The sequence below is a fragment of the Micromonospora sagamiensis genome (genome assembly GCF_014680085.1).
Lineage (GTDB): Bacteria > Actinomycetota > Actinomycetes > Mycobacteriales > Micromonosporaceae > Micromonospora > Micromonospora inyonensis.
This window is the reverse complement of the sequence record NZ_AP023438.1, coordinates 3,341,093-3,354,428: the sequence shown is the minus strand read 5'-3', so window position 1 is coordinate 3,354,428 and position 13,336 is coordinate 3,341,093. Positions and strand designations below refer to the sequence as shown.

Annotated in this window: 10 protein-coding genes; 5 read left to right on the top strand and 5 right to left on the bottom strand. The window is 72.7% G+C overall.

All coding sequences use genetic code 11. The features are described 5' to 3' along the window. Window positions 1–292: 292 nt before the first annotated feature. On the bottom strand, window positions 293–1,993 hold the full coding sequence (locus IGA62_RS14740; protein ID WP_145820755.1) for a M14 family zinc carboxypeptidase: 1,701 nt from the start codon (window positions 1,991–1,993) through the stop codon (window positions 293–295). A gap of 215 nt (window positions 1,994–2,208) precedes the next feature. Here IGA62_RS14740 and IGA62_RS14735 point away from each other — a divergent pair, with 215 nt between their 5' ends. After that, window positions 2,209–3,555: a C39 family peptidase gene (locus IGA62_RS14735; protein ID WP_145820757.1), complete on the top strand. Its 1,347-nt coding sequence runs from the start codon at window positions 2,209–2,211 to the stop codon at window positions 3,553–3,555. Window positions 3,556–3,632: 77 nt separating this feature from the next. Here IGA62_RS14735 and IGA62_RS14730 read toward each other — a convergent pair whose 3' ends face one another. The 3 genes from IGA62_RS14730 to mqnE all read right to left on the bottom strand — a co-directional run bounded on the left by IGA62_RS14730 (window position 3,633) and on the right by mqnE (window position 5,689). Continuing rightward, window positions 3,633–3,941 carry a DUF4229 domain-containing protein gene (locus IGA62_RS14730; protein ID WP_145820759.1) on the bottom strand — a complete coding sequence of 103 codons (309 nt, stop codon included), beginning with the start codon at window positions 3,939–3,941 and terminating at the stop codon, window positions 3,633–3,635. An 88-nt stretch (window positions 3,942–4,029) separates the two neighbouring features. Then, the gene (locus tag IGA62_RS14725; RefSeq protein WP_145820761.1) at window positions 4,030–4,461 is read right to left on the bottom strand and encodes a hypothetical protein; all 432 of its coding nucleotides are present in this window, start codon (window positions 4,459–4,461) and stop codon (window positions 4,030–4,032) included. A gap of 58 nt (window positions 4,462–4,519) precedes the next feature. Beyond that, a complete protein-coding gene (gene mqnE / locus IGA62_RS14720; RefSeq protein ID WP_145820763.1) occupies window positions 4,520–5,689 on the bottom strand; it encodes an aminofutalosine synthase MqnE in 1,170 nt (389 codons plus the stop codon). A gap of 229 nt (window positions 5,690–5,918) precedes the next feature. Between mqnE and IGA62_RS14715 the strand changes: the two genes are divergently transcribed. The 4 genes from IGA62_RS14715 (at window position 5,919) to IGA62_RS14700 (ending at window position 12,212) form a co-directional block, all read left to right on the top strand. After that, complete coding sequence (locus IGA62_RS14715; RefSeq protein ID WP_145820765.1) at window positions 5,919–7,466, top strand: C40 family peptidase; 1,548 nt, start codon at window positions 5,919–5,921, stop codon at window positions 7,464–7,466. 107 nt (window positions 7,467–7,573) lie between these two features. Then, window positions 7,574–9,517 (top strand): hypothetical protein, encoded by a 1,944-nt coding sequence (locus IGA62_RS30120; protein WP_190289286.1) that lies wholly within the window; start codon window positions 7,574–7,576, stop codon window positions 9,515–9,517. 276 nt (window positions 9,518–9,793) lie between these two features. Next, entirely contained in the window at window positions 9,794–11,407 is a 1,614-nt protein-coding gene (locus tag IGA62_RS14705) for a DEAD/DEAH box helicase (protein ID WP_145822222.1), read from the top strand. A 172-nt stretch (window positions 11,408–11,579) separates the two neighbouring features. Beyond that, window positions 11,580–12,212 carry a putative glycolipid-binding domain-containing protein gene (locus IGA62_RS14700; protein WP_232625016.1) on the top strand — a complete coding sequence of 211 codons (633 nt, stop codon included), beginning with the start codon at window positions 11,580–11,582 and terminating at the stop codon, window positions 12,210–12,212. Here IGA62_RS14700 and cds1 read toward each other — a convergent pair. Further along, complete coding sequence (cds1, locus tag IGA62_RS14695; protein WP_145820769.1) at window positions 12,209–13,303, bottom strand: L-cysteine desulfhydrase Cds1; 1,095 nt, start codon at window positions 13,301–13,303, stop codon at window positions 12,209–12,211. The two genes, IGA62_RS14700 and cds1, sit on opposite strands and share 4 nt — an antisense overlap. Window positions 13,304–13,336: the final 33 nt, after the last annotated feature.

The following is a 13,336-nucleotide window of genomic DNA, read 5'->3' as shown; positions in this document are numbered from 1 at the left end:
GGGCCCGACCGCCCGCGAGGCGCCCTTCCTCGAGAGCGCGTGTCGCGACCCTCCGCAGGCGGCCTGGCTCGTCCTCCCGCTCGGCTCTGGCCGGTGGCCCGGCGGCGAGCGAGCGTCCCGGCCCGGGAGGCCGGAATGCGCCCGGCCGGCGGGCCGGGGCGGAAGGCGTCACAGTTGCGGGACAGCGCCGGGTTCGGACCGGCTTCGCTGCGGGTGGTCCGGGGGAACGGTAGCGCACCACGGACGGTGCGGGCGGACCGGCGTGGCCGGCCCGCCCGCACTGTGTCGCTGGTCAGACCGTCAGGGTCCAGGAGTTGATGTGACCGGTGTCGGTGGTGTAGATGTCGCGCACCTGCAACCGCCAACTGCCGTCGGCCGTCTCGCCGGACACGTCCACCGTGTAGGTGGCGTTGATGTTGTCCGCGCTGTCCGAGCTGCTGGAGTTCTTCAGCCGGTAGGCGGTGCCGTCCGGAGCGAGCAGGTCGACGACCACGTCACCACGGTAGGTGTGCGGGATGTCCACGGTGACCGTGGCGGTGGCCGAGGCCGCCCGGCCGCAGTCGGCGATGGTGATCGCGCTGGTCACCGCCGAGCCGCCGTCCGGGATCGCGACGTCGGTGTCGTTGGTGCCGGTGCAGCCGGTCGGGTCCGGCGGCGGGGTGCCGGTGCCGCAGTAGGTGCCCTGCTTGCCGATCGCCCGGTACGGGCAGTCGGCGTACTCGCTGAGCAGCAGCACGGCGTCCTTGTTCCGGGCGGTCTCCCGGGTGATCACCTCGTCGGGCGGGTAGAAGCCGCCGCTGAAGGCGTTCTTCGGGTACATCTCGAAGGTGTACGCCCAGATCTTGTGCTGCCCCCACATCCAGTCCAGGCTGTCACCGTCGGTGATGTAGAGGTCGCTGGACTGCTCCGGGGTGTAGCCGTTGAGGTTCGCCATCTGCTGGCCGATGGCGGCGAAGGTGTTGTACTGGTCGGTGGTCATCCCCGGCGCGGTGTTGTTGTAGGTGTAGCCGAACGGCCAGAGCACCAGCTCCGAGTACGTGTGGAAGTCGATGTTCGCCTTGATCTGCTGGACGCCACCGATCACCCGGCTGTTCACGAAGTCCCGGAACGCCGCGGTCTCCGGCGCGGAGAACGCGGACGGGCCACGGTAGGTGTCCGACCCGGGCGAGCCGGACGAGCCGCCGCAGCAGCCCCACTGGTAGCCCCAGTTCCGGTTCAGGTCGGTGTCGACCGCCGTCGAGCCGCTGTTCGGCTGCCGGTTCTTCCGCCAGGACCGGTACGAGCCGGTGGCGATGTCGTACTCGCTGCCGTCCGGGTTCACGGTCGGGATGATCCACAGCTCCCGGCTGTTCACCACGTTGGTGACCCGCGAGTCGGTGCCGTAGCTGTCGGTGAAGAGGTTGAGCAGGTAGATCGCCATCTCGACGGTGAGGTGCTCCCGGGCGTGCTGCTGGGAGTTGAACACGATCTCCGGCTCGTCCTCGTCGGTGGCGACGTTGTCGGAGATCTTGACCGCCATCAGGTCGCGTCCCTCGTACGAGCGACCGATGCTGATCTTGCGGGCGAGGGTGGGGTGGTCGGCGACCACCTTGTTGACCACGGCGGTCAACTCGGCGTAGTCGTGGTAGTTCGAGTCGGCCGGCGGGAAGGCCGCAGTGCCGGGATCCGCCGACTCGGTCGAGTGGTCGTGCGGGTCGGCCATCGGGTCGAGCCGGAAGCCGAGCTTGGTGATCGCGGCGGCCTCACTCGGGGTGGCCGAGACGACCAGCCGGCCGTGCTCGATGCCGTCGATGCTGGCGCCGGTGCGGGCCACCGCGCTGCGGTCGTCGACGGTACGCGGGCCGTGCACCTGGTACTGCGTGGTGGTCGGTTCGGACCGGTCGGCGCGGGGCTCCGCGGAGACCGGTCCGGCGACCACGGCGAAGAGCCCCACCGCGGCACTGACGGCGAGCACCACTCCACGACGGAGTGTGACGGATTTTCGGAAGGCCATGCCAACCTCCTGACGGCGCGGAGTGTCTCCGCTGGTGGATCACACTTCACCACCGGCCCCATGGTCATATCAATATTGACAGCCTTCTCTTTCATGCCAAGCGGATCCTCACATCGGCAAAAATTTTCCCCTCAATGGACATCTGGCGAAACTTCCCGCCGAACGGGATAGTGATACCAAACGATGCACCCCCTCCTACCAGCAGCGGAGCTTCCATGGCCGGACCACGTCTACGCACGGTCGCCGTCGTCGGCGTCACCGCGTTCGCCCTCCTCGCCACCACCGCCACCGCCACCGTCGCCGCCCCGGGTTCCGCCCCGGCGGGCCAGACCATTCACGACGAACAGATCACCTGGCAGGACTGGACCGGAACGGCCGACTGGAGCCGGGGCACCGCCGCCGGCACGGTCGCCACCCCCGCCGGGCTCACCCTGGGCGTCCCGGCCGGGAGCACCACCTACCGGGACCCGCACACCGGGATCAAACGCAACTGGGCGTACGGGACGTGGACCTCACCGGTCACCCCGATCGGCTTCGACGCGAGCGAGATGATCGCCTCCTGGAACGCGACCACCCCGGCCGGCACCTGGATCCAGGTCGAGTTGCAGGGTCGCTACACCAGCGGCTCCTCGACCCCCTGGTACGTCATGAGCCGCTGGGCCTCGGGCGACGCCGACATCCGCCGGGCCAGCGTCGACAAGCAGGGGGACAAGCACTCCGACGTCTGGACCGACACCCTCTCCGTCCGGGACGCGGCAGCCGGGCCGCTGCTGCGCGCGTACCAGCTCCGGCTGACCCTGTACCGGGCCCCCAACCAGCAGGCCGCCCCGGTCGTCCGGATGGTCGGCGCGATGAGTTCGTACGTCCCGGACCGGTTCACCGTCACCCCGAGCGCCGGGGGCATCGCCTGGGGCGTCGAGCTGCCGGTGCCCCGCTACTCGCAGATGGTCCACTCCGGCCACTACCCCGAGTACGACGGCGGTGGTCAGGCGTGGTGTTCCCCCACCTCGACCGAGATGGTGGTGGAGTACTGGGGACGCCGCCCGAGCGCCGAGGAGACCTCCTGGGTCGACCCGACGTACCCGGACCCGACCGTCAACCACGCCGCCCGGAGTGTCTACGACTACACGTACGCCGGAGCCGGGAACTGGCCCTTCAACACCGCGTACGCGGCCAGCTTCCCGGGCCTGGAGGGACGGGTGACCCGGCTGCACTCGCTGGACGAGCTGGAGCGCTTCATCGCCGCCGGCATCCCGGTGGTGACCAGCCAGTCGTTCCTCGCCAGCGAACTCGACGGGGCGAACTACGGCACCGCCGGCCACCTCTTCGTGGTGGTGGGCTTCACCGCCGACGGCGACGTCATCGTCAACGACCCGGCCTCGTCCAGCAACGACGTGGTCCGCAACGTCTACAAGCGGGAGCAGTTCGAGCAGATCTGGCTGCGGACCAAGCGGACCACCGCCAGTGGTGGCGTCGCCGGTGGCCCCGGAGGCGTCGCCTACCTGATCAAGCCGGTGGACCGCCCCTGGCCGGCACTGCCGGCCGGCTCCACCAACTGGTAGTCCGGTCCGCCGGTCACCGGTGAGGCCCCGTCGGATCCGGTCCCCCGGTCACCGACGGGGTCCGTCCGGTACGCCGGTCACCGCCGGTCGTCGGCGGGCGGGGCCTCAGGCCCGGGCGTGACGTCGGACGTGGTGTCGGTCTGGTCGTCGCCGGCCAGGGCGGAGCGAAGCCGCTCCTTCTCGGTCCGGCGGCGATCGGCCGCGCCCGCCATCTCCTCGGCCATCTCGTCCCGCCAGGCGCGCAGCAGGAAGAAGGAGAGCGCGGCGGAGAAGGCCAGCGCCACCATCAGCTTGATGAAGATGTTCAGCTCGACCGGCCAGAGGGCGAGCAGCACGACAGTGAACAGCCCGATCCGGCCCAGGGTGTACTTGACCGCCGCGCTCACGTTCCCACTCCTGTTCTCCCGCGCCGGGCGTGTGCCCGACGCGAGGTCTCGACCCGTCCGCCGGGCCGGTGTTCAGCCTGTCCGGTGTTCAGCCCGTCCGGCGGGCCAGCCAGTGCACGCCGTGGAACCAGACGACGGCGTAGACGACGGTGAAGACCGTCGCCGCCAGCGTGCCGGAGACCAGCGGCGGCAACCCGCCGGCCAGCCCCGCCACCAGCAGGCCACCGGCCACTCCCAGCACCGCGGCCAGCAGCGCGGCGACCACCCGGGCGGCCCCGAAGCTCCAGGCCCGGAAGTCCTCCAGGAAGAGCCAGGCCGGCAGGATCACCGCGAGCCAGCCGTTGGCCTGGCCGAAGTCGCCCGAGCCGATCAGCTCGAACGTCCAGTCGAACAGGACCAGGGCCAGGACCCCGATGACCACGCCGGCCAGGGTCACCCCGAGCAGGTCGCCCAGGGCGACGACCCGCCCCTCGGCGTCCCGCCGGGGGAAGCCGTCCCGTGCCTCGTCGCGCTCGCTCATGTCGCTTGCAGGGTACGTGAGCAGGCCGACCGACCGACGGCGACCGGCCCTGCGACGGTCAGGCCCACACCTGCTGCGGCTCGGAGCGCCGCTGCGTCAGCGACGGGGCCGGGTCGTACTCCCGGACGACCTCGTAGCGGGTGTTCCGCTCGACCGGGCGGAACCCGGCGTCCCAGATCAGGTGGAGCAGGTCGTCGCGGTGCATGGTGTTCGGCGTGCCGTAGGAGTCCGCGTCGTGGGTGATCTTGTATTCGACGACCGAGCCGTCCAGGTCGTCCACGCCGAAGTTCAGCGAGAGCTGCGCCACCGAGAGGCCGTGCATCACCCAGAAGCACTTCACGTGCGGGACGTTGTCGAACAGCAACCGGGAGACCGCGAAGGTCTTCAGCGACTCGGCCGGGGAGGCCATCGTGGTCCGCGCCTGGATCCGGTTACGGACCTTGCCGTCCGCCGAGTCGACGAAGTCGTGCTGGTAGCGCAGCGGGATGAAGACCATGAAGCCGCCGGTCTCGTCCTGGAGTTCGCGCAGCCGCAGCACGTGGTCCACCCGGTGGCGGGGCTCCTCGATGTGGCCGTAGAGCATGGTCGACGGGGTCCGCATGCCCTTGCTGTGGGCCAGCCGGTGGATCCGGGACCAGTCCTCCCAGTGGCAGGCGTGGTCCACGATGTGCTGCCGGACCTCCCAGTCGAAGATCTCCGCGCCGCCCCCGGTCAGCGACTCCAGACCGGCGTCCATCAGCTCGTCGAGGATCGCGTCCGCAGGCAGGCCACTGATCTTCTCGAACCACTGCACCTCGGTCGCCGTGAACGCCTTGAGCTTGACGTTGGGCAGCGCGGCCTTCAGCTCGCGCAGCACCTTCGGGTAGTAGCGCCAGGGCAGGGTCGGGTGCAGGCCGTTGACGATGTGCAGCTCGGTGAGCTGCTCGTCCTCCATCTCCTTGGCCTTGCGGACGGCCTCGTCGATCCGCATCGTGTAGGCGTCCTTCTCGCCCGGCTTGCGCTGGAACGAGCAGTACGCGCACGAGGCGGAGCAGACGTTGGTCAGGTTGAGGTGCCGGTTGACGTTGAACATCACCCGGTCGCCGTTGCGCTCGGTACGCCGGTGGTGCGCCAGGCGGCCCAGCCAGGCGAGGTCGTCGCTGTCGTAGAGGGCGACACCGTCCTCCCGGGTCAGCCGCTCACCCGCGTACACCTTGGCTTCGAGCTCGCGCTTGAGTCCGGCGTCCATGAAAAGCCCGTCCTTCCACCTCGGTCCGGGTCGAGCCTACGTCGCGGGGTCCCCCCACCGTCGAGGGCGGGCGTCCGCAGCGACGTAGTTCACCGGACTCTCAGGCTGTCGTTACCGCCACACCATCGACACAACCGAAACATTGAGGTAAGACAAAGTGGGACGCGCAACACGCGTCCGGACGCCGCGCTCCACGAGCGCGGCTTCACCACGCCGGACGGGGAGCGGAATGACCGACAGCAAGCGCACGGGACGGCCGCGACGGAGGACACCGCTGATCTCTCCGGTGCTTCGCCCCAAGCTCTGGTCCGCGCTGCTCGGCATGGTCGCCGCAGCGGCCATCGCCACCCCGGTCTTCGCCGACCCCGCCCTGCCCCAGTCCGTCCCGGACACCGGTGCCCGGCCGGTCCCGGCCGGACCGCTCTACCTGCCCGGCGGGCCGACCGGCGGCAACGGCCCGCTCGGCACCGTCCCGGTCGCCCCGATCGGCACCGGCCCGCTCGCCGCGCAGATCGCCGCCGCCGAGGCACAGGTCGGACTGCTCGGGCAGGAACTGCTCAAGCTCGAACAACTCCAGACCGAGGCGAAGACCCAGCTCGTCACCGCCGAACGCGACCTGAAGCTCGCCCGGGACACCCTTGCGGTCGCCCAGCGGGAGGCCGACGCCGCTGCGGCCGAGGCGATCAAGGCCGCCGCCAAGCTGCCCCCGGGCAGCCTCGGGACCGACCTGCACGGGTTGAGCGTGCTGGAGCGGATCTACCGGGGCGAGCAGGTCGAGGGCACCACCACCGCCGCGACCGGCGAGCTGAACCGGGCCCGTACCACCGAGCAGGCCGCGAACCAGGCGTACGTGGCGGCGGAGGGCCGGCTGCGTACCGCGACGGAGCAGTTCACCACCGCGCAGCGGAACTACCGCACCCAGGAAGCGGCCCTGCTCAAGCTGCGCCGGGACAACGCCGCCCAGCTCGCCGAGATCGAGCGGCAGCAGGAGGCCGCCGAGCAGCAGCTCGGTGAGCAGTACATCCAGGGCGCGACCGCCAACGGGCTGACCTCCCACCCACGTGCGATGGCCGCCGTCCGGTACGCCCTGGCGCAGCTCGGTGACCCGTACCTCTGGGCGGCCGAGGGGCCGAACCGTTTCGACTGCTCCGGCCTGGTCTGGGCCGCGTACCGGTCGTCGGGCGCCGACTACACCGGGCTGCCCCGGGTCTCCCGCGACCAGTACAACGCCACCCGGTCCCGGACCGTCAGCCGCAGCGCCCTGCTCCCCGGTGACCTGCTCTTCTACGCCTCGGGCAGCAGTTGGACGACGATCCACCACATGGGCATGTACATCGGCAACGGCAAGATGGTGCACGCCCCGACCACCGGTGACGTGGTCAAGATCTCCAACGTCCGCTGGTCGCGCCTGTACGCGGCCACCCGGGTCATCGACGCGGTGCCGGCACCGGGGGCCACCCCGTCGCCCACCCCGACCCCCACCAAGTCGCCCACCCCGAAGCCGACGAACACCGCCACCCCGAAGCCGACCAACTCGGCGACGCCCAAGCCCACCGGCAGCCCGACCCCGAAGCCGACCGGCACGCCGTCCACGTCGCCCACCCCGACGCCCACGACGACCCCGTCGACCAACCCGACGCCGAGCGTCACGACCGCGCCGGAGCCGAGCACCAGCAGCACGAGTGGTGGCGAGCCGAGCGCCTCGGCGAGCGGCACCGGCGAGCCCGGGGGCACCCCGGCGCAGAGCGGGTCGGCGAGCCCGAGCACCGGTGGCTGACCGGTAACCCAACTCCGGCTGTGCGGCCGGACCGGAATATGGCACCGTGAGAGCCAGGCACTCCCGGCTCGGCGCCACGGGTCCGGGTGCGAGCACGGAGGACGAACATGGGCGAGCAGCAGGTTCCGGCGGGAACCGTCGAGGCCGGTGCCGGGTCCCGCCCGCTGACCGGTCCGCCCGGTGACGGCGACACCCCGCCGGGCGGTTCCGTCCCGGCCACCGCCGGCAGCACGTCCACCGCCGCCGGGAGCGCCCCGAACGCCGCCGGCACCGCGCCGTCCGGCGCCGCGGCCCTGGACGGTGGAGCCGCCGAGGTCGGGCGGCAGTCGGGCACGGCTGCCCCCGCCGCCACGGCGCGGGGCCGGGCCAGCATCGTCGTCGCCAGCCCACCCGCCGGTACGGCGGACGCGCCCGTCGTGCCGGCCCCGCGCAGTCCCACTTCCTCGGCCCGGGCCAGTGTCGCCGTGCCGGGCCGGCAGCGGATGTCGCCGGAGGAGGCCGGAATCGCCGCCGGCGTGCGTACCGGTGGGGCGAAGGTGTACCGGTCCGCCGAGTCCACGGCCGCCGGGTCCACCGGCACCACCCCGGCCGCGCCCACCGGTGCCCCGTCTCCCCGGCAGCCGGAACCGGCCACGCCGCCGGAACCGGCCACGCCGCCCGGGCCGGCCGAGCCACCGCCCCCGCCCACCCCCAGTCCGGTCCCGGAGCCACAACCCGAGCCACTGCCTGTTCCCACGCCGGTCCCGGAGCCACAACCCGAGCCGCTGCCCGAGCCCTCGGTGCCGACACCCGCACCGCCCCTGCCGAAGCCTCCGGCACCGCACCCGCCCGGTCCGGCCCCCACGCCACCCGGTCCGGTGCCGCCGACGCCGGGCCCGCCCGCACCGCCGCCCGGCCCGCCGATTCCCCCGCCGCCGGCACCGCCCGGACCGATGCCGGCACCGCCGTTCCCGCCGCCCCCGGCCTCCGCCACCCCGGTCCCGGGCGCTGCGGCCCCGAACCTCCCGGTCCACGACGCCCCGTCCTCCGGCATCCCCTCCACCACCCCGCCCTCCGGTGCCCCGGTCTCCGGCAGCCCGGCCGCCGCCGCTGTGGTGCCGGCGCGGGTCACCGGCAGCGCCTCCGTCCCCGGATCGCTGGCAGCACGCCTCGCGCCCTCGGACGCCGAGTCGGCTCCGTCCGCCGGACCGGGGGCTCCGGTCGTCCGGGGCAGCGCCCGAGTGCCGGCACCGCCGACGCGAGGCACGCCGAGCACTGTCGACACACCGGCCGCTTCGGGTGGCGCCCAGGCCGGCGGCCCGGCCACCCCGACCTCCACTCCGCCCACTGCGTGGGACCCGCCGACCTCCGGACCACCCGCTGCGTGGGCCACACCGACCTCCGGGCCACCCGCCCCGACCTCCACCCCACCGACGACGCCCCTGGCGGCGCACCCCGCCGACCCGTGGGCCACGTCGGCACCGAGCCCGACGGCAGCGTGGGCCCCACCGGCCTCCGAACCGTCGGCACCGAGCCCGACGGCAGCGTGGGCCCCACCGACCTCCGAACCGTCGGCACCGCCGGTCGTCCCGGAGCCGGCCCTGCCCGCCTGGCCGCCGCCGACCGACCCGCCCGGACACAGCCGGACCGCCCCGGGCGGGTGGTCCGCACCGGCAGGGCCCACACCCCTCGCGCCCACCAGCGGTGGGCCGTTGCACCACCACCTGCCGCCCAACGGGATCCCGGCCGCCGGGGACCACGCCGGCGCCGACGACCGTCCGGGTACCTCCGCCCAGCCCGGGACGGTCTACGGCGGTTCGGCCACCGACGGGCCCGGTTTCGCCACGGTCGCCCTGCCCAGCGGGAACCCGGTCGAGAACACCGGTTCCCTCACCGGGCACATCCTCGCCCAGGGCTGGACGGACACCCCCACCGAGCGCTCCCGTTCCACCGCCAAGGTGGTGATCGTGCTGGCCGCCTCGCTCGTGCTGCTCGTGGCGATCAGCCTCCTGGTGGTCCTGATGGCGAACGACGCGATGGGTGGCCTCATGGAGAACCTGATCAACGGGTGAACCGCCGCCCCGGAAGCGGTCCCGGAGTCGATCGCTCGGGGTGAGCCCGCCCACTACCCGCCGCGTCGTGGTGGCCGACCGCGCGGAGCGCCGTACACTGTCTATTGATCACTGACCTGGTGCGCGTCGTCGCGTGCCCATGGGCGATCTTGCGGGCGAACCGGCGGCGTCACCTTCCGCGGCGGGCCATCGCGAAGATGCGCCCCGCTGGAGAGGTATTTCTTGACGACCTTTGCTGACCTCAGCACGTCCCCGTCCGCCTTCGACACCTCGCTGGTGACCCCCGGCGACCACGCCGCCCCCACCGACGGCACCGACCACGTCGACTTCGCCGCGCTGGGGCTCCCCCAGCCGCTCGTCCGGGCGCTGGCCCGGCAGGGCATCACCGCCCCGTTCGAGATCCAGCGGGCCACCGTGCCGGACGCCCTCGCCGGACGGGACGTCCTCGGCCGTGGCCAGACCGGCTCCGGCAAGACCCTCGCCTTCGGCCTGCCGCTGCTGGCCCGGGTCGCCGACGGTGGCCGGGCCCGGCCGCTGTACCCCCGGGCCCTCATCCTGGTGCCCACCCGGGAACTCGCCATGCAGGTCAACGACGCGCTCGTGCCGCTGGGCAAGGCGGTCGGGGTGTTCCTCAAGACCGCCGTGGGCGGAGTGCCCTACGACCGCCAGATCGACGCCCTCCGGCGCGGTGTGGAGATCATCGTGGCCACGCCGGGACGGCTCGGCGACCTGATCTCCCGGCAGGTGTGCCGCCTCGACGACGTCGAGATCACCGTCCTGGACGAGGCCGACCAAATGGCCGACATGGGCTTCCTGCCCGAGGTGACCGAGCTGCTGGCGAAGACGCCGGCCAACGCCCAGCGACTGCTCTTCTCGGCCACCCTGGACAACGACGTCGACTCGCTGGTCAAGCGGTTCATGACCGACCCGGTCACGCACTCCACCGCCCCGGCCACCGCCGCCGTCTCCACCATGGACCACCACCTGCTGCTGATCCCGCCGCACGACAAGTTCGCGGTGGCGGCGTCGATCGCGGCCCGCCCCGGGCGGACCATGATGTTCGCCCGTACCCAGCTCGGCGTGGACCGGTTGGTGGAGCAGCTCGGCGCGGTGGGCGTGCGGGCCGGCGGCCTGCACGGCGGCAAGACGCAGCGGATGCGTACCCGCACGCTGGCCGAGTTCCGCGAGGGCCGGGTGAACGTGCTGGTCGCCACCGACGTGGCCGCCCGCGGTATCCACGTGGACGGCGTCTCGCTCGTGGTGCACATCGACCCGCCGAAGGACCCGAAGGACTACCTGCACCGGGCCGGGCGTACCGCGCGGGCCGGTGAGTCCGGCGCGGTGGCCACGCTGGTCCTGCCGAAGCAGCGACGGACCACCCTGGCCATGATGGAGAAGGCCGGTGTCGAGCCGGGCCAGCTGCGGGTCCGGCTCGGTGACCCGGAGTTGACCGAGCTGACCGGTGCCCGGGAGCCCAGTGGCGTGCCGGTGTCCAACGAGCCGCAGGAGCCGCGCCGGTTCGGCGACCGCTCCAGCGGTCCCCGGCGTTTCGACGACCGCGACGGCCGGAGCGGGCAGCGGTTCGGCGAGCGGCGCTTCGGTGACGACCGCTCCGGTCACCGCAGCCGCACCGACGAGCGCCCCGCCTACCGCAGCCGCACGGAGGACCCCCGGGGCTACCCGGTTCGGACCGACGACCGTGGGGGCTACCCGGTTCGGACCGACGACCGTGGGGCCTACGCGGGACGGTCCGACGACCGTCGCGGATTCGCGGGCCGCACCGACGACCGCCGGGGCTACGCCGGCCGGAGCGACGACCGTCGCGGACTCCCGGGACGGACCGACGACCGGCGCGGATTCAGCGGACGGGCACCCGCGCGCAGCTACTGAATCAGCCGGACGCCGCCGTGGTGCACCTGTCGCCACGGCGGCGTCCGTGTCATTTCTCCAGGTCAGCGATCCGGGCCGGCTCGCCGGGTCGGCGTCCCGTGTCGCCGGTCGCCGTCAATGGGGTCCCGCGACCCGGGTGCCGGCTCTGCCGGCCTGCCGTAGTGTCCGGCTCATGCCGACCATGCCGAAGTCGCTGTTCTGGAGCCGCACCGACACCACCGGCTGCGAGCACGCCCTGCTGGACGACGCCCAGGGGCTCACCGCCCGGGGGACGGCACAGGCCGTCGACACCGTCCCGTACACCTGCCGGTACACCCTGACCACGACGCCGCAGTGGGCGACCGTCCGGCTGGAGGTCGAGGTCGAGGGGGCGGGTTGGTCGCGTGGGGTCCGGCTGGAACGGCAGCCGGACCGTTGGCGGGTCGTGACCAGCGAGCAGGGCGACCTCGACGCCGTGCTCCGCGCGGCCGGCCGGCCACCCGTCGGGTTGCCCGGCACCGACGACCCCGATCGGCTGGCCGACGCGGTGGACGTCGACCTGGGCGCATCCCCGCTGTTCAACAGCCTCCCGGTACGCCGGCTCGGGCTGGGCGACGCCGCGCCGGGCACCGAACGGCGGATCGAGGTCGTCTGGGTGCTGGTGCCGAGCCTGCTGGTGCTGCCCGCCGAGCAGACGTACACGGCACTCGGTGGCGGACGGGTCCGGTTCGCCAGCGGCGACTTCACCGCCGACCTGGACCTCGACCCGGACGGCTACGTGCGTCACTACCCGGGGCTCGTCGAGCGGGTCGCCCCCGGGCGCTAGTCGACGGGCCAGGCCCCGGTGCTCAGGAAGCGCTCGACAGTGGCGAGGTGCGGGGCGAGGTCCAGCCCCTGCGCGGCCACCCAGTCGTCGGCGTAGTACGTGTCGGCGTACCGGTCGCCGGCGTCGCAGATGAGCGTCACCACCGAACCGGTCCGCCCCTCGGCGAGCATGGCGGCGATCAGCCCGAACGCGCCCCAGAGGTTGGTGTCGGTCGAGTCGCCCACGCGCCGGCCGAGCACGGCCGAGCCGGCCCGCATGGCGGCCAGCGAGGCCGCGTCGGGCACCTGCACCATCCGGTCGACCACGCTGGGCAGGAACGACGCCTCGACCGTCGGCCGGCCGATCCCCTCGATCCGGGAACCCCGGCCGGTACGGACCGACCAGTCCGCCGCCTGCCAGGCGGGGTAGAACGCGGAGTTCTCCGGGTCGACCACACAGAGCTTGGTGGGCAGCCGGCGGTACCGGGTGAACCGGCCGATGGTGGCACCGGTGCCGCCGGTGCCCGCGCCCACCACGATCCAGGCCGGCACCGGGTGCCGCTCCAGGCTGAGCTGGGCGTAGATCGACTCGGCGATGTTGTTGTTGCCCCGCCAGTCGGTGGCCCGTTCGGCGTAGGTGAACTGGTCCATGAAGTGCCCGCCGGCGTCCTCGGCCAGCCAGCGGGCCTCGACGACCACCTTGGCCGGGTCGTCGACCAGGTGGCACCGGCCCCCCTGGAATTCGATCTGGGCGATCTTCTCCGGGGACGTGGAGGCGGGCATCACCGCGATGAACGACAGTCCCAGCATCCGCGCGAAGTACGCCTCGGAGACGGCGGTCGAGCCGGAGGACGCCTCGATGATCGTGGTGTTCGGGCCGATCCAGCCGTTGCAGAGCCCGTAGAGGAAGAGCGAGCGGGCCAGCCGGTGCTTCAGCGAGCCGGTCGGGTGCACCGACTCGTCCTTGAGATAGAGGTCGATACCCCACCCCCTGGGGAGGGGAAACGGCAGCAGGTGGGTGTCGGCCGACCGGTTCGCGTCGGCCTCCACGGCGGCGATCGCCTCGGTCACCCACGCCCGGACAGCCTCGTCGCACCGGTCGAGATGAGTCACGCCGAGAACCTAGCAATCTTCACGTCCGGCCGG

Excerpts from the sequence above, each read along its gene's own strand:
- IGA62_RS14740 (WP_145820755.1), bottom strand. The coding sequence starts at position 1,993 with ATGGCCTTCCGAAAATCCGTCACACTCCGTCGTGGAGTGGTGCTCGCC.
- IGA62_RS14735 (WP_145820757.1), top strand. The coding sequence starts at position 2,209 with ATGGCCGGACCACGTCTACGCACGGTCGCCGTCGTCGGCGTCACCGCG.
- IGA62_RS14725 (WP_145820761.1), bottom strand. The coding sequence starts at position 4,461 with ATGAGCGAGCGCGACGAGGCACGGGACGGCTTCCCCCGGCGGGACGCC.
- mqnE (WP_145820763.1), bottom strand. The coding sequence starts at position 5,689 with ATGGACGCCGGACTCAAGCGCGAGCTCGAAGCCAAGGTGTACGCGGGT.
- IGA62_RS14715 (WP_145820765.1), top strand. The coding sequence starts at position 5,919 with ATGACCGACAGCAAGCGCACGGGACGGCCGCGACGGAGGACACCGCTG.
- IGA62_RS30120 (WP_190289286.1), top strand. The coding sequence starts at position 7,574 with ATGGGCGAGCAGCAGGTTCCGGCGGGAACCGTCGAGGCCGGTGCCGGG.
- IGA62_RS14700 (WP_232625016.1), top strand. The coding sequence starts at position 11,580 with ATGCCGACCATGCCGAAGTCGCTGTTCTGGAGCCGCACCGACACCACC.